The following is a 17,371-nucleotide window of genomic DNA, read 5'->3' as shown; positions in this document are numbered from 1 at the left end:
TTAAAGAAAAGCAAGAATTTTAGTAAACTTTTTCACAATTATAAATAATTCAGAAAACATTTACCTTGCTTTATGCAAATTATTTCTGCTCAACTTTGTCAGTTTTTTTAGCTTTTTTAGTTTTACAGTTAAATCTTGTTCCCCAAGGAGATGCCTTTAAGTCCTTAACCGCTCTGACTTTAAAAGTATGAGCTGTTTCAGATCTTAGGTTGCTGAGGGTAAAGCTTGCCTTTTTAATATTAGTATATAAAACATCGTCAATTTTAAGCTGGTAACTATCGCAATCAGATACAGGTTGCCATGATACCCTGATGGAATCTGCAGTAGTTTTTTCATCATCTTGTGCTAAATTAGTCGGAGTTGTCAAAGAATCATCTTCTGCTGGCAAACTGTTAACCGGTTTTGTACTTATATCGATACCACCGATTTTAATAGTTATTTCGTTTTGACTAATATCAGTCTGACCTAGTTTTATTCTCAAAAATGTTTGATTTAAATCTGTACTAAATTCCTTTAAGTACGGGTTAACTAGGTAATTTTGATCAAAGAAATAGCAATTTTCTTGGTTGCGGAATTCAGCTATACTATTTACTTCGGTCAAAGTAATTTCTTCGCTGCCAACCAAAGCTTTGATCGCTTCTGGTGCCTTTTTAGTTCTGATATCAACTTCTGTTGCTTTTTCAGGATCAAAACCAGCATATGTACCTTTGGTTTTGTCAATTTTGATAGTCAGGTCATTATCCAGCAACTGACTGCTTACTTTGGTTTGAGCATAATCGCCCTGCTGGTACTTAGCTGAAAAGCCATCATCCTCATAAGCTGCAAAGCAGCTATTCCCATTGGGATAAATTACAAATTGGCGTTGTTTTTTCAGATCAAGGTATTCCTTAGGTGTGTTAGTTGCTGGTGCTACTGGAACAATCGCTCCTGCTCTAACAAATACAGGCAATTTCCATAATGGTGCATCAAAGTTATTAATTACTTGACCGCCACGATATTCTTGACCAGTAAAGAAATCTATCCAGATTTGCTTTTCATCAGGCAAATAAATTTCATTTCTGATATCATTTCCCGCTTCATCACTGGCAGTATCTTGATAAATCGGAGCAATTAAGAAGTTCTCTCCCCACAAATACTGGTATCTGACCAAATTAGTATAAAATTGAGGTACATCAGGATATTCCAAGAACATTGCACGCACCATAGGTTTACTGGTAAAAGTTGCTTGTGCTGCAATACTATAAATATACGGCATCATCATTGACTTTTGCTTGAGGTATGCACGGTTAAGTTTATTTGTAATATCACCAAATACAAATGGGTTTTTAGGATTCTTACCCCAGCCATCCATATTTAATTGAATTGGGGTGAAAGCTTTCCACTGATAATCTCTAGTGTTAATAATTGGCTTTTGACCTCCAAAAATGCCGTCCATGTCTGACGCAACATTAGGTTGTCCTGAGAGCCCTTCGCCAATATAAGTTGGTATTTGGAAACGAATATATTCCCATTCGCCACCTACTTCATCCCCAGTCCAAACTGTACTGGTATTTTGAGTTCCTGCCCAGCCATCAACAGTAATAATAAATGGTCGCAGTTGATCGCCTTTGATTTTGGCAATCATCTTGGCAGTACTTTGAGTGGCATTTAAGCCGAACGAATAACCGTGGCCAACCCAGGCCTCATCAGTTTTAAGTGCAGTCACTCCTGCAACCAATTCTTTTTCAAAATCACGGTCATCTGGTTTAGGATTTTCAGGATCTACTGGGGCAAGATTTTGCTGGGTCCAAAGTCCTACTTGCACACCTTTACTATTAGCATATTTAACAAATTCAGCTAAATTTTTGAGGTTACCTGCTAATGTATCAGTTTGACCATATCCGGCTCCATAACCATCATTAGGCAAGAACCAGCCTATAGGCATATCATTTTGCAGATACTGTTCAAGCATGGCACGGGCGCTAAACTGATATGAAATACCACCGTGCTCGCCATTTAACGTTTCTCTGATCGACTTTGGTTTTAATTTTGCCGGTAAATCTTTGGGCTGATATTCTCGATAATACTTGCCATCAGGATATTTGATAGCTCCCTTTTCATCAGATTTGACCTCAACCCAATAGTCACGGTTATATGCATTTAGATGAGCTTCATAAAAACCGAAAACTGGTGTCAGGGCAGGCCTGCCAGTTAGTTTATGATATGCATTAATTAATTCATATGCTGAGTCGGCAAAGAAATAAATGGCATCAAAACGATTTTCTTCATGAACAGTCGTAATCTCGTCGTTCGAATTGCTATTAAAGTCATAATGTCCGGGCTTAAAAGTATTGCGAATTACACCGTAACCGGCAGTTGACCAGTAAAAAGGATTAGGTGAAGCTACACCTTGATCAACCCAGTTATTGGTATTAACAATTTCGATTTTTTCTCCTGCCAGCGTGAACCGCCCGTTTTGGGTACCTCCACCAAAGTAGTTACAATTATGATCAACTAAAGTTTGAACAGTTGCCGAATTTGTCAGTTTAATCGGCCGTGCCTCTTTTAATACTACCTTACCGTTTTTAGTAACGCTCATTGTAGCGTCATTTTTAACTAGATTGATTGCAATTGCACCCGTATCAATTTGCCAGCCGTTTTTGGTTACATGGAGACTGGCATCGTTCATTCCTTTAGCACCATAAATATCTGTCAAGAAAATTTGCGCATGCAATCCCTTTTCAGATTGTTCTGGTTCTTGAAATTTCTGGCTGGGATCAATATATAACCTGAATGTTTTTGCATCTAGTATATAGAGACGGCCAGTTATTCCATGTGCATAATGAATCTCAAAATAACCAGTTTGTCTAGTTACTTCAGTGATATGTTGCAATTCTAAATTACTAGTTTCTGTTTTTTGATTTGAGTTAGTTGCTTTATTAATTGTTCTCTCCTCCTTCATATTAGAAGAACATTAATCTTTCTTAAAATATTTGATAAAGCTGATTATATGCTAAATTTGCGAAAGGATAAATAGCTAATAACGAAATTATTGTCCAACCACTTATTTGCTTTTCTTCCTAAATCTCAGTATAAGCAGTAACATATTATGCTAAAATTAAGACAAAATGAATAATGATTTTTACACAGGAGCAACTACAATATGACTTTTATTTACACTTTAAGATACATGCTTGATCCCAGAGCAAACACTCCAACTAAAGACGAAAAACTAATTGAATTTGTTAAAAAAGGCAAAATTGACGATGTTGCTTTTTTTATAAATGGTGAAGAATTAAACCATAGTCACTTAACTAAAGCTGAGACTCAATTATGGTTAGATGCAATTAAGCCGTTACAAAAAAAGTTATCTGAGATAGGCGTAACAACTAGTTTAAACCCCTGGACGACCATTATGCATTCAGATCGAGGCTACCAAGTTAATCCTGAAATTGGCTTTAATACTTTTGTTGATCTTGATGGTAATAAGGCCCAAGATATGGCTTGTCCAGCGGATCCGACCTGGCGGAAATATTTAGCAAATACCTACGCGCAATATGCCAGCATCCATCCGCGCAGATTATGGCTAGAAGATGATTTTCGCCATTACAATCATTCACCCCTCAAATTAATGTGCTTTTGTGATTATCACATGCAACTTTATAATGAGCAATTAGGTAAAAAGGAAACACGCACAGAATTTGTTAAAAAAATGTTGCAACCGGGGGAGCCTACTAAGGAAAGACAAGTTTACCTTGATCAGGCTCGTCAAGAGATGATTGAAACTGAGCATATAATTGAGCAGGCTGTCCACAAGGTTAGTCCAGAGACAGATCTGGCGCAAATGACTTCGTATCCTGATTGGCATGCACTTGAAGGCCGTGACTGGGACAATTTATTTAAGGCCCAAGCAGGAAAAGGTCATCCCAAGGTGGCTCGGCCTCATTTACCCGCTTATAATGAAGTTGCACCATTACAATACGGCAGATATTTCGAAGAATATACTCGCATTACCGCTGCTTTTTTAGGAGAAGATGCCGAACTATACCCAGAATTAGAAAGCTATATGTATTCGCCTTTAGTCAAATCAACTGCATTTACTGCATTTCAAATTATTACTTCCACCCTAATCGGAAGTCAGGGAATTTTGCTTAATTTATTTGACATGATGGGTAACGGTATCAATGATAGTTGGCACTATGCAGAAATGCTCGCTCAAATTAAACCGTTTGTTAACCAACTATTAGAAAATCGTCTGCCGATAGACCATCTGCGGGGCATTAAAGTTTTAGTTGATCAAGACTCTAGTTACTATTTGCAAACTAAAACTGGTAAGAATGTCGAGGAGCTGTTACCTCATGAAAAGAATTGGGCCAGTCTTTTAGGAGCCTTTGGTTTTGCTACAACGATTCTTCCTATCAGTAAAAAAGCTTCATTGAGAAATGAAGTAGTTGCTATTTCTGGCCAACTTTTACGCAACTTAGCAAATGCACAAGTAACAGAATTGATTAAAAATAATTTCGTGTTGCTTGATGGTGAATGCGTACAAGTTTTACTAGACCGAAAATTAGGCAATTTACTGCATATTGAAAAAGCCGAGTGGCACCCCGTTCGTTCAAATTATCAGGTTTTTGAACAGGCAGATGGACAGACAGTTGATGGTGTTAAAAGCCCGCGAATTACAATGTTGCAGCAAACAGGAAACTATTTAAAAATTGAGTATCAACCGCAAAGCTCTGTGAAAGTGTGGTCCTTTGCCTATAACGCAGTTGATGAAAAATTGGGTAACGCCATGGTCGTCATTGACCAACATATCGTTGTACTTCCGATGGATCAAGATCCACGCTATGGCTGGGAATCGCAATTTACTACATATAAACAAGGCTTGTTGCAGCAAATGCTTGATAGTATCAAGCCAGTAGATTATTTAATAGGAATGCCGAATGTTAAACTGTTAGTTGAAAATGATGGTCAAAAAATTTGGCTAGCCAACTTTACTTTAGACGGCTATCAACAACTAAAATGGCACCTAGGAGAACCATTAGCAAGTGATGAAGCTACAATTATTAGGAAAGTCAATAACTCTGTCAGGAAAACAAAAGTCCACATTAATGTTGAAAATGGTATTGCTACTATTAATGAAGCTCTAGCGCCATTAGAGACAATCCAAATACTACTTTAAATTTAATAGAAACAAAAAAATAACGCCTAGTCTTTTTTAGGACTAGACGTTATTTTAGCCATATCACTATTTGTAATATTTTTTATACTAAGTTTAAAATGGAAGAGAACGGATTTTAGCAAAAGGAAAATAGAATGATCAATGCAAATAACTTAGGAATATTAAATTCATTAACAGAACTAATTAATTCTCATTATGATAGTAATAATCATGCTATAGCATCATATTTAGTAAAAAACATTTCCCACCTGGACCAAATTACTGTTAACGAAATTATGGATAACGCATACGTTTCTCGTTCTGCAGTTAGAAGATTTTGTGAGAAATTAGGATATTCGAGTCTAGAAAATCTAAAAACCTCTTTTTCTAAAATTATCTTCCCCAGTGATATTAGACATAGAACAAAAGAGGATTATCAAACAAATAATGTTAAACTGACAAATTTAATTAAAAATATGCTCGATGATATAAACTCTGTTTTTGGTGTAACTGAACTCAATCAGATCGTTGATAAAATTCATAATCATAATGAGGTTATTTTGTTATGTGCTAACAATACAAGTAGTACACTAGTAAAATTTCAACAAGAAATGATATACGCAAATAAAATAATTGTTGTGCTTGACCATAAATACAGGACTAGTAAATACCTTAAATCTTTAAAACCAAATTCATTATTATTTACTGTTTCAACCTCTGGAAAATATGCTGAGGTTATAAACGATCTCATAAATGAGCTTCCCGGAGATAAAATGATTATCACTGGAAATCGTAATAAAAAGTTAGCAAGTTCATATAATGATGTGTTCTATATTAGTCAAAAAAGCTTTTCAGAAGATTATCTAGGCATTTATGGCAAATATGGTATTACATATTTGTTTGACCAGATTTTTCTACGTTATGTTAATTCATATCATTAAACCTGACCCTTAGCACTAGAGCAAGTGGTTCAAATTTTGAACCACTTGCTCTTTTTTTTATTGCTAATATAGCAATATAGATAGCGCTATCAAATTTATAAAAATTAATGGGGGAGAATTAATGAGAAAGTTTTCAGAGATTTTTAAAGATAAAGACTTTTTGTGGGGCTCTGGAACCGCTGCTTATCAATGCGAGGGAGCCTGGGATCAAGAGAAGAAAGGACTTGGTGAATGGGATTACTTTAATCATAAGAGTAATTTAAATATTAATCATGTTAATGGAGATGTGTCAGCCGATTTTTTTCATAAATATAAAGAATACATTGATTTACTCGCTGCTGACCATCAAAATACTTTCAGATTTTCAATTGCTTGGGATCGAATTATTCCAAATGGTGTAGGTGAAGTTAATCAAAAAGGTATAGAGTTCTATAACCGTGTAATCAATTACTGTATTGAAAAAGGGTTAGAACCAAATGTTTCTTTGTTTCATTACGATTTGCCTTATGAATTGGCGATACAAGGAGGATGGCTTAACAGAAAATTAACTGATTACTTCGCAAGTTATGCCGAAGTTTGTTTTAAAAATTTTGGAGACCGAGTGAAGATTTGGTGCACAATTAATGAGCCCAGATACTATAGTTACTGCGTCAATATTGTTGGTAATTATCCACCTAATAGGAAATTAGATTTCCAGTCGTATTTTCAATATCAATATAATCTAATGTTGGCAAGTGCTAAGGCAGTTAAGATTTTCCATAATTTAAAAATTGATGGCATTATTGGTATTGTACATGACAACGGTAACGTTGAAATCGATCCTACAACTAAGAATATCAAAAAAGTTCATTTATTTGGTGACTTCTTTTATAATAGGCAAATACTTTGTCCTGCATTATTGGGAAAAATGCCAGAAGAAACTGAAAAAGTCATTAATGACTTTAACTGTATGTTGTATAAAAAAGAAATTGATCAGAAAATTTTTGCTGAAGGTAAAGGAGACTATTTAGGGTTAAATCTCTATAATCGTCAATATTTAACCGATGGAACAGATAAAGAAACAAAAGTTTTCCACAACAATAAAGGCTGCAAAAGTAAGATCACTGAGGGAATACGAATAAAAAATGTCTTTGAAACCTCCTTTGACCCAAACGTAAAAAGAAATAAATGGGGACGTGAAGAACTACCAAGAGTGATGTATACGGCTCTCAAAGAAATACAACAAAGTTATAATCCTAATCTTATTTTGATTACTGAAAATGGACATGGTGGCTATGAAACAGCAGACTCAAAGGGATTTGTTAAAGATGATAAAAGGATTGAATTGACATCCAAGTTTCTGCATTATCTTTTAAAAGCCAAAAGTGAAGGTGTTAAGGTACAAGGATATTATCATTGGTCGGCTATGGACTTATATAGTTGGATTAATGGATACGACAAGCGGTATGGACTGATTCGAGTTGACTTTAAAAATAATTTAGCCTTAACACCTAAAAAAAGTTATTACTGGTACAGAGACTTTATTGACCAATATTTTAGTGGGGCATTAAAAAATGGTTAAAGAAAATTTCAAAAATATAGCCACTGATATTTTAAATTCAGTTGGCGGTAAAGATAATATTTCTGATATATATCATTGCGCAACTAGGTTAAGGATTGTAGTAAACAATCCAGATCTTGTTGATCAAGAAAAATTAAAGAAAGTTGACGGAATTAAGGGGGTTGTTATAAAAGGTCAAGAAATTCAAAGTTTCATAGGAACAAAGGTTAATGAGTATTACAGCAAATTAGTACCAGAACTGCACTTAAACGAAAAAGTAAATTTAAAACAGAATAAATCTGAAAAATTAACTTTTAAAAATGCTTTATCTAAAGTACTTGACTTCATCAGCGGTATTGTTTTACCTATCATGCCCGTTATTGTAGCAGCAGGATTTTTATTAGCAATATTAAATATGTGTAAAACATTTTTCGGCATGAATCCTAAAAGCGGTACAGCTATTGTCCTGACTAGCATAGCTTCAGCAGGGTTCTACTATATACCTATTTTTGTAGGATTCCAAAGTGCAATAAAAATGAAAATTCCTGCAGCCATGGGAGCATTCTTAGGGGCAATCTTAACTTTTAGTGATATTAACAATGTATCCGGTTTGAGTTTTTTAGGTATTCATTTACCAAAAATGCAATATAATGGAACGTTGCTTACCTCTATTTTAGGTGTAATTTTATTAGCTTTAATATATAAGTTATTCGATAAAGTTATGCCAAAAGAAATTACTTACTTTTTTACTCCCTTACTTTCTATATTAATTGCAGCTCCTTTGACACTTGTTATTATTGGACCTATCAGCAATAATATTAGTTTTGCTATTGCAGGCTGTTTTAATTGGCTGAGTGCAAAAGCAAACTGGCTTGCTTTCACGCTATATAGTGCGTTAAATCCTATTTTAGTAATGTTTGGCATTGATAAAGGATTTGTACCTATAGCAATGAATAATGTTTCTGAATTGGGTTATGATACACTTATTTATCCGGCAGCATTACCAAGTAACGCTGCTATGGGAGCTGCGGCAATTGCTATCGCTGTTTTTAGTAAGAAAAAAATTACCAAGGGAGAAGGATTTTCTGCAGGCTTTACTGGTTTGATGGGAATAACTGAACCGTCTATATTCGGCTTTCTTTTACCTTATCGTCGTGCATTAATTGGAGCAATATCTGGCGGTGCTATTGGAGGACTAGTAGGAGGAATATTACATATAAAACAAGGTGCATTAATGGCTCCCGGTTTTATCTCTTTAATATCTTACTTTGTAGGTAAGAATCCCACTTTAAACTTTACCTGTGGCATAATCACCTGGTTAACCGGGATAATTTCAAGCTTTGTAATTACAACTATCTTGCTTAAGTCAGACAAAAATAGAGATCAAAATATTTTATTTAAAAATAATACAAAAATCCCAACAAAAAAAGAAAACTCAATTTCTAAACCTATTAAGGCTATTGAAAACTTTTCAGCACCTGTTTCGGGTAAAGTAATTCCCTTAAATCAAGTAAATGATGATATGGTTGCTCAGAAAATCTTAGGGGACGGATTTGCTATTATACCTTCTAATGGAAAAATTTATTCACCAGTAAATGGAACGATTAGTTCAATTTTTAAAACTAAACATGCCATCTGTTTAAAATCGGATAATGGACTAGATATTTTGCTTCATCTGGGTATTGACACTGTTGAGCTTAAGGGAAAACCTTTTGAAATTTTAGTAAAGGAAAAAGATAAAGTTGAGTGTGGTCAATTAATTGGAAAAATGGATATAAAACAAATTACTGATGCAGGTAAAGATCCCACAGTATTGGTACTAATTACTTCAAAGGATAAAGTTAAAGATACAATTGAACCAACCGTAAAAGAAACTAATTTTGGAGATACGGTAACATCATTACCAATATATTAATTTACCTTCATTCTTATTTTTAATACAATCAAAAAATAACGCCTAGTCTTTTTTAGGACTAGACGTTATTTATTTATACAAATTTACTTTTTCATATTAGACAACATTTCATTAACGTCGACGATTCCTGCTTTACCAGCAGTCACAAAATCGGATTCTGCACCGCTCATTTGACTGTTAAGCCATTCGATTACCAATGGTAAATTCATTCCCGAGATTAAGTGAATCTTTTGACCACCCATAATCATGCGACTAACAACATTAGCTGGAGTTCCACCCATTAAATCGGCAAAAACAGTGATGTCTTCAATATTCATTCCTGAAATCTGCTCTTCAAATTTTGACTTAAAATCATCTGGGCCTTCAGATGGAAGCAAGCAAACTGTGTGCACATGTTCTTGCTTACCCATAATTAATTCGGCACTGGCTTTTACGCCCTCTGCCATTTTACCATGACTAATTAAAATTAATTCTTTTTCTGCCATACTTTATCTTTCCATTTAATACTCAATATTATTTAGCTTAAAGCTATTACCATATCTAATTATATCTTAGCAATAACTCCAAGACCACCTAAAACGATACAAAGTACTAAAACAATAAAGATTGCTTTGGTCGAAGTCATACCCTTCTTACCAAGAAGCCAGTAGACAAAGCCTACAACAGCAGCTGGTAAAAGCTTAGGCAGGATCATATCCAAATTATTTTGAACATTCATAGTAACTTTGCCAATTTGTGGTGCCCAAGAGAACTTTATATTAACCATAGTGGCAACAAGTGCACCAACCATGAATACACCCAAAACAGTAGCGGAATCAGTTAAAGCGTTTAAACGATCTCTCATATCAGTAACAAGGGAAACACCTTTATCATAAGCAAAATGCAGTTGTTTCCAACGAAAGACACAGATCAAAAGGCAGGCAATTACCCAAATGATAACCCCAACTGGGTTTCCTTGAGTTGCCATGGAAGCAGCCAAAGCCCCAAAAATAGTTGGAATCAAAGAGGCAAAAATTGAGTCGCCGATAGCGGCAAAAGAACCCATCAAACCAACTTTAATACCGGTAACAGTGTCTTTTCCTTCGATACCTTCATTTTCTTCAACAGCAAGATCAAGACCAGTGATAATTGTATTGAAGAAATTAGAAGTGTTGAAGAACTGCATGTGAGTCTTCATCATTTCCTTTAATTCAGGAGTATCATCACCATAAATTTTTCTTAATTGTGGCAAAATAGTATATAAATAACCACTATTCTGCATTCTTTCATAGTTCCAGCCCAACTGGAAACCAAATAAAGATCTACGATTAATTTGATTAAAATCTTGTTCAGTTAATTTATATTTAGGTTTAGAGTTCGTCATCAGTAATCTCTCCTTCATCGTCATCAGAGCTTGAACTTTCGCTATTACTTTGACTTTCAGTACTTTGTGCTTGAGCAGTACCCTTATTTATCGGAATATTCTTGTAGTGTAAAATTGCAAAGGCCAATCCCAGCATTGCAATAGCAAGCATTGGCAAGCCGTTAAGAACAGTAGTGAAACCTTTGTTAACAGCTGACAAACCTGTTCCCAAGGCTTGAATATTAGTGAAGAGAACCGAGAACAAAGTTGTAATTGTAAAACCAAGAATTAAATATGCTGCATGTCTCTTAACTGGCAGATACCGAAGCAAAACAGCAAAACCAACTGCTGGTAATGTAGCACCGGCTACAGTCAAACCATTACCAAGCCACAACAGGTCTCCATTTAAGGCATTTGCAATCTGTTGTACCAATCCTTGACCAAAGGCTAACGCGATAAAGACAGGAACTGCACGTGAAAGTGACCATGGAATTGCACCATATAAAACATTTCTTTCAACTGCCTTATAGTTAATCTTATCTTGATCAATCAAGTGATCAATTCTGTGTGAAAAGTAAGTGTTGGCAAATCTTGCCAAAACGTCCAATTCAATCATAATAGCAGCAACTGGAACAGCAATTGAAGAAATTGCTGTTTGAGGACTCATACCTTTAACGGTAGTTGAGAATGCTGTAGCTAAAACTGTACCAGTAGTCGCATCAATTCTAGATGCACCACCAAAAGTACCGATACCTAAAACAGTTAACTGCATTGACGCACCAATGAACAGTCCCGTTGGCATATCACCCATGATCAGACCAGCGATTAATCCAGCACCTACTGGTGTGTTTAACGATGAATAAATTTGCAATTCATCTAAAATTTCTAATCCTGCATATAAAGTAAGCAGTAATATTTGCCACCAAGCCATTTTTCTCCTCCTACTTCATCTTTTCATTTATCAATTTCATTAAATCACGTGATTCAACACTGGGATTTAATTGAGCAATCAGGTTAACGCCTTTATTAGCAATTTGCCTGAAAAGGTTTGCTTCATGCTCATTGATATTAACTTGCTTAGTCAGTTCAGTAGTGTCATCTTGTTTAGACATATTACCAACATTGATGGTGTCAAGCTTGATACCCATGTTAAGCAAATCGAGAAACTTATCAGGTTTTTTTGCTACCAGAAACAATCTTTGCTTACCGTAACGGTTTTTCTTTAAATGATCTGCAGCAACTTCTGTTGGTAAAACACTCAGCCTGGTAGACATTGGGGTAGCCATTCTAAGGCCACTCTTTTGAATATCATCTTCAGCTGCTTTTTCGTCCAGAACAATAATCCGTTCTACTTGCAACTGAGGAGTCCACAAGTTTGCTACCTGTCCATGAACCAAGCGTTCATCAACTCTTGCTCCCACAATATTCATAATTCTTCCTCCATATCTTTTAAGGAAATCTAAACATTACAAAAAACGCTTTCACATCTTTATGATAAGGTACCAACCAATTTTTGTCAATATGTATTTTTTATATTTAAAAAGTTGATTATTAAAATCATAGTGATATCTTTAGTACCCACAACAAAAGCACATTAATTGAATTCGTGAATTGTAACACCTTTGACTACACGATTGACTGTACCAGTTGGTGATGGTGTATCCGGCTTATTATTAACCTTGATAGAAGTTAGTAAAGCTATTGTCTGACCAAACATGACATCGGGCAAAGCTAAGTAGGCATCAGGCAATACTTCTTTTTCAGCAAACATGAAAGATTTTCCTGAGAAATTCTGACCCTCTTTTTCCTGACCAACAGCCATCACGAGTGGCACAATTTGATCATCCCTAATCTCGTTTAAAATATCTAAGTCGTATTGCCTGGTATAAGTATTGTTGGAGACAAAATCAAAGACGATCGTCTTCTTGTCAAGGAATGATTTTGGACCGTGACGCAAGCCCATTGAGGTATCAAATAATGCGGCAACTTCTCCTGCAGTTAATTCCAAAATCTTAAGCCGTGTTTCTTCAGCCAGGCCACCTAAACTGCCGCTACCTATATAGGTAATTCGATTAAAGTCAATGTCAACTAAAGATTGAATTTCATCTTCACGCTCAATGACGCTCTTACCCATTTGAGCAATTTGACTAACAATATGTTCTTTATTTTCGTCAGCCAAAGTATCAAACACAAGTAGTGCCATTAAACTCATGCATGAAAATGAACCAGTCATTGCAAAGCCCTGGTCTAAAGATTTTTCGGGCATCAATAAAACAAGGCCGGTAGGATCACCTTCTAGATCCTGCGCCAAATGTCCTTCTGGTGCACAGGTAATTGCTATTTGATATAAGTTTTTAACTAACTTTTTGGCTAATTCAACTGTTGCTACCGATTCTGGTGAATTGCCGCTACGTGCAAATGAAACCAGAATAGTCGGAGTATCTTTTTCTAGATAATCTTCAGGAGTAGAGACAATTTTGGTCGTATCAATTGCTTCAAAGTCATATTTTTTTCTGTCACCATGTTTTTGTAAATACGGCATAATCATGTTGCCAACATATGCACTAGTACCGGCACCGGTAAAAATAACTCTAACTTTACCCCATTTTTGATTTATTTGGTTCAAAAAATCAGTAATTTTAGTTTTGTTATTCTGATAAATGGACCAGGTTTGTTGCCATAATTCAGGTTGCTGCTCTATTTCACGAGTAGTAATTTTAGCACCCAATTTTTCTAATTCTGCATCTGTTTTTGAAAACATTAATTTTACCTTCCTTATACAATTAAAATAAATCATTATATTGACGTGAACGATAAACAAATTTATCGCCTCTAGCCAAAGAAATCGTAAACTCTATCGGTACATTTTTGTCATTAATAGTCTTCCGAAATATTTTTAAACTTGGTGCACCAACTTTTTCCGCCAGATTTCTACTTTCTTCTTGATTAAGACAAACAGCTTCAACATCTTCAAAAGCCATCACACTGATTTGGTCATATTTTTCTTTCATGACATCATAAAGCGGCTTAGCCTTTAAATCGTTTAGATTGAGTTTGGGAAATAATTTTGTCGGTAAATAAGTTCTACTAAAAATGCGTGGTTCGTTATCAGCAAGACGCAAACGAACCAGCTCGTAAGTTTTTTCTCTCGGTCCCAAATTCAATTGTGCAGCGATATTTTTATTTGGAGCAATTAAGTCTAAACTTAGATTTTTAGTTGAAGCCTTTTGCCCAGTTCTTTTTAATTCTTCTGAAAAAGAATACATTCCTCCAATATTAGGTTGATCAAGAAAAGTACTTGAAACAAAAGTGCCTTTACCATGAAGACGGTATATTAATCCTCTTTCTTCAAGATTTTGTAACGCCAATCTAATTGTATTGCGACTAACACCGTATTTAACTAATAACTGTCTTTCACTTGGCAATTTAGCATTCGGCTCCATATTGTTTATTTGTTTTTCCAAGTCTAGAATTACTTGGCGATAAAGTGGTTTTGCCATTAATTCCCCCTCCTTAACTAACTGGTAGATACCACTTAAAGTGTATCAGAGAAAGCGGTTTATTGCAATTTGATTTTTACAAAATATTGTTAATTAAAATTTATTTTTACATAAAAATACCATTGAGAGTTAGTTTCCCAATGGTATTTAATAAATTTATTTACTTAGTTTGTTGCCTTTCCAATCATAGTATTTTTGACTAAGGCGATTTTTAGGGTTATCAAAGACAACAATACGATATAAGGCATAGATTGTACCAACCATGGCAATTAGGCTTGTTATCCAATTTTTAAATAAAATTTGTAGCAAGTTAACCACAATTACAACAACCGCCCAAAAAAGGATGCGATTCCTTCTTGCTTTTTCCTTAGCCGTTACTTTTGTTTTCTTCAATTTGATCACCCTTAAGCCAAAACATTATTAATGATTAATTAGCCTTTTTAGCTGCAGCGTATTCTGCATTTCTCTTCTTCATTTGTTTTGCATACCAGATAAATAAGAGCAAGTAAGCTGCCAGAGCGATTAAGGCATAAACAATAAACATTCCTTGTTGTTTCCAGGCATTTCCCACTAGGTAAGCCAAGAATTTTTCAACTGGACCTTCCATAGTAGTGTCTGAAACCAAGGTATGTGCAGGAATAGCAGCACCTACAGAGTGGGCCATGTTGGTAACAAAAGGACCAACCATAGTACCAGCCCAAAGGAAGATAGGTAATTCAATTGTCCCAATGATAATCATCCGAATAATTTTACCACGAGTAACAACTAGCAAAGCCGGAGTAACACCCATAGCGATGATGCCACCTAAAGGCATTAGTCTGTTACCTGGCAGAACCATTGCTTCAAGCATCATAATTGGAGCCAAAACATTTGCGGCAGCCCAAATTTCAGAACGGCCAGCTAAGAATGGCCAGTCAAGTCCGATATTAAAGGTACGACCAGAAAACTTCTTGGTAGCAAAATCGGCAATACCTTGAGACAAAGGCTCAACGGAAGCGATGAACCATGAACCAATTACAGAGAACAGTTCAATACATGAACCACCAATAAATGATAGTGTAAACATGTCTTTCCATCCCTGCTCAGTAGCGAAATTATTGCCAGCTAGCAAAGAAACAAACACACCAAGGTAAACGCCAATAGCAAATCTACTGCCCCAAAATCCGATTTTTTCGTTCAATTTAGTAGAATCAAAGTCAAATTTATCAAGCCATGGCAAACATTTATCAAAGAACTTATTGAATACCATTATGATAGGATTCATCATATAGTTCATGTGCGTAGTAGTCATTGGGTTGCCTTCAGGGGCATCTAATAAGTCATTAAATGTTGGCTTCATTAAGTCAGAGTTAATAATTTTCATTGTGCCAATGAAAAGGACTAACAAAGTTGATAGCCAAAGAGGGGCACCGACATAAACACAGAACAAACCATCGAATGCCAGGTGCCAAACATCAAAGATATCTACATCAAGCGTGTTTGTCTTGTTTAATACCAGTAGAACAACATTTAAAATAATTAAAACTAGCAGATAAAACAAGGTATATGGTGATCCCCAAGTTATAGTAGCAAGTGGAGCCCAACCCATATCCTGCATATCCATGTGGATGCCAGTGTGCTTAACAAATTGCATCATTGGCTTTTGAAATGCTGTAGTCAGCATATTCATAACATTACCTATCGCTGTAATAGCAATAGCTAATTTCAAACCACCTTCTAAGGCCTTGGTGAACTTGACTCGAAAGAGTACAGCGATTAACGTCAAAACAATTAACATTATTGTAGCTGCACCCATATCAATCAAAGGCTTAAAAAGTGAGTTAGCAAAATTAATTATCCCATTCATTTTTTATTTCCTCATGAAATCTTATTTAGCATTAATTTCTTTAACAACTTTTTCCACATTATCATAAACTGGTTTAGCCATAGCAGGTATACGGTATAAGATTGCTCCTGCATCAATTAATGGAATTTTTGGTTTAAAGGAAAGATCAGTCTTAGCAATTGTCAAATAACCATCATAATGTGATAAAAGATCTTCATTGACATCCTTAATCATATAGGCATCAACTTTGACGTTATAACCACGCTTTCTCATTTCTTCTTCAACTGCATCCTTAATTTGGTGAGATGAGTTTACCCCAGCACCACATGCAGCTATAAATTTTACTTCTCTGCTCATAAAAAGCCCTCCTACTGTTGACTAAAATTCTCACTTAAGAACTGATAAATTTTATCAGTCTCGGTAAGATTGAATAATGTTTGTAACTTTGAAACGGATGTAAGTCTAAGAAAGTCCATAATTTGTGCTAAAATGTTTGCTTGTCCTTCTGGATTATTATTCAAAATCATAAACAGAAATTTTACCGGCAAACTCTGATCAGGTGCAATCATGTTTTTGAAAGATACTGGTGCCTTTAAAGCAACAGGCACTATCAAACAAGTATTAACAAACTCTCCTTCAGTATGCGGTACAGCAATGTTGGGTAATTCCTTTGCAATAGGTGAAGTATCTATTCCGGTCGGATACTGTTGTTCACGCTGGTTAATTCCATTGAAAAAGCCATCGTTGACCAAATCAAGAGCAAGTAATTTATCCGAAACTTCCTTAAAAATTGTGGTTGGTTCTGATGCATTACTTACAAATACTGCATTTGCAGAAAACAAGTTATTTTCTTTCACAAATTAGGCCCTCCTTAACAATAGACAAGTTTTTCGCTTTTGTTTGATTATGTTAGTTTTTGTTCGCTTGTCTATTGCTATTATATTTAATGGCAAGGAAAAATGCAAACGCTTTTTTAAAAAATAAAGCAAAAAAATCATCAAGATTACTTATATTCTTAGCCAATTAAAGTGATTAACTTGCTATAAACAGTTAATCAGACAGCATTTATAAGTTTTTTCTATTTTGATTTTTACTAATTAAACAAAAAATAATTCCACAAAATAAAGCCATGACTTTTAAATCATGGCTTCAATGTGCGATTAAAATT

General features: G+C 35.2%; 15 protein-coding genes. 4 read left to right on the top strand and 11 right to left on the bottom strand.

Annotation, left to right across the window (positions count from 1 at the left end; all coding sequences use genetic code 11):
* Positions 1-79: 79 nt before the first annotated feature.
* Positions 80-2,941: a TIM-barrel domain-containing protein gene (locus ACZ2M0_RS07315; protein ID WP_490058999.1), complete on the bottom strand. Its 2,862-nt coding sequence runs from the start codon at positions 2,939-2,941 to the stop codon at positions 80-82.
* A 201-nt stretch (positions 2,942-3,142) separates the two neighbouring features.
* Between ACZ2M0_RS07315 and ACZ2M0_RS07310 the strand changes: the two genes are divergently transcribed.
* From ACZ2M0_RS07310 to ACZ2M0_RS07295, 4 genes are all read left to right on the top strand, one after another.
* Positions 3,143-5,161, top strand: a complete 2,019-nt coding sequence (locus ACZ2M0_RS07310) for a hypothetical protein (RefSeq protein WP_490058998.1) — start codon at positions 3,143-3,145, stop codon at positions 5,159-5,161.
* Positions 5,162-5,295: 134 nt separating this feature from the next.
* Complete coding sequence (locus tag ACZ2M0_RS07305) at positions 5,296-6,081, top strand: MurR/RpiR family transcriptional regulator (protein WP_052697050.1); 786 nt, start codon at positions 5,296-5,298, stop codon at positions 6,079-6,081.
* 121 nt (positions 6,082-6,202) lie between these two features.
* Positions 6,203-7,642 (top strand): glycoside hydrolase family 1 protein, encoded by a 1,440-nt coding sequence (locus ACZ2M0_RS07300; protein ID WP_490058997.1) that lies wholly within the window; start codon positions 6,203-6,205, stop codon positions 7,640-7,642.
* Positions 7,635-9,536, top strand: coding sequence for a glucose PTS transporter subunit IIA (locus ACZ2M0_RS07295; protein WP_490058996.1), 1,902 nt, complete (start codon positions 7,635-7,637; stop codon positions 9,534-9,536). The genes ACZ2M0_RS07300 and ACZ2M0_RS07295 overlap by 8 nt, the downstream gene beginning before the upstream one ends.
* Positions 9,537-9,619: 83 nt before the next feature.
* Here ACZ2M0_RS07295 and ACZ2M0_RS07290 read toward each other — a convergent pair whose 3' ends face one another.
* The 10 genes from ACZ2M0_RS07290 to ACZ2M0_RS07245 form a co-directional block, all read right to left on the bottom strand.
* Positions 9,620-10,021 carry a PTS sugar transporter subunit IIA gene (locus ACZ2M0_RS07290; RefSeq protein WP_223902686.1) on the bottom strand — a complete coding sequence of 134 codons (402 nt, stop codon included), beginning with the start codon at positions 10,019-10,021 and terminating at the stop codon, positions 9,620-9,622.
* Between the two features lie 59 nt (positions 10,022-10,080).
* A complete protein-coding gene (locus ACZ2M0_RS07285) occupies positions 10,081-10,899 on the bottom strand; it encodes a PTS system mannose/fructose/sorbose family transporter subunit IID (protein WP_223902687.1) in 819 nt (272 codons plus the stop codon).
* Positions 10,886-11,809, bottom strand: coding sequence for a PTS mannose/fructose/sorbose/N-acetylgalactosamine transporter subunit IIC (locus ACZ2M0_RS07280; protein WP_223902688.1), 924 nt, complete (start codon positions 11,807-11,809; stop codon positions 10,886-10,888). The genes ACZ2M0_RS07285 and ACZ2M0_RS07280 overlap by 14 nt, the downstream gene beginning before the upstream one ends.
* A gap of 10 nt (positions 11,810-11,819) precedes the next feature.
* Positions 11,820-12,308, bottom strand: coding sequence for a PTS sugar transporter subunit IIB (locus ACZ2M0_RS07275; RefSeq protein ID WP_223902689.1), 489 nt, complete (start codon positions 12,306-12,308; stop codon positions 11,820-11,822).
* 164 nt (positions 12,309-12,472) lie between these two features.
* On the bottom strand, positions 12,473-13,639 hold the full coding sequence (locus tag ACZ2M0_RS07270) for an SIS domain-containing protein (RefSeq protein ID WP_490058995.1): 1,167 nt from the start codon (positions 13,637-13,639) through the stop codon (positions 12,473-12,475).
* A 22-nt stretch (positions 13,640-13,661) separates the two neighbouring features.
* Positions 13,662-14,378: a GntR family transcriptional regulator gene (locus tag ACZ2M0_RS07265; RefSeq protein ID WP_490058994.1), complete on the bottom strand. Its 717-nt coding sequence runs from the start codon at positions 14,376-14,378 to the stop codon at positions 13,662-13,664.
* 156 nt (positions 14,379-14,534) lie between these two features.
* Complete coding sequence (locus ACZ2M0_RS07260; protein WP_223902692.1) at positions 14,535-14,780, bottom strand: hypothetical protein; 246 nt, start codon at positions 14,778-14,780, stop codon at positions 14,535-14,537.
* Positions 14,781-14,805: 25 nt separating this feature from the next.
* Entirely contained in the window at positions 14,806-16,224 is a 1,419-nt protein-coding gene (locus ACZ2M0_RS07255; protein WP_490058993.1) for a PTS transporter subunit IIC, read from the bottom strand.
* A 21-nt stretch (positions 16,225-16,245) separates the two neighbouring features.
* The gene (locus ACZ2M0_RS07250; protein ID WP_045927619.1) at positions 16,246-16,560 is read right to left on the bottom strand and encodes a PTS sugar transporter subunit IIB; all 315 of its coding nucleotides are present in this window, start codon (positions 16,558-16,560) and stop codon (positions 16,246-16,248) included.
* A gap of 11 nt (positions 16,561-16,571) precedes the next feature.
* Positions 16,572-17,060 (bottom strand): PTS sugar transporter subunit IIA, encoded by a 489-nt coding sequence (locus tag ACZ2M0_RS07245; RefSeq protein ID WP_490058992.1) that lies wholly within the window; start codon positions 17,058-17,060, stop codon positions 16,572-16,574.
* Positions 17,061-17,371 lie beyond the last annotated feature (311 nt).

This window comes from Lactobacillus sp. VURO6/B1 (VP7) (assembly GCF_058139575.1).
This window is presented reverse-complemented; position numbering and strand designations above follow the sequence as displayed.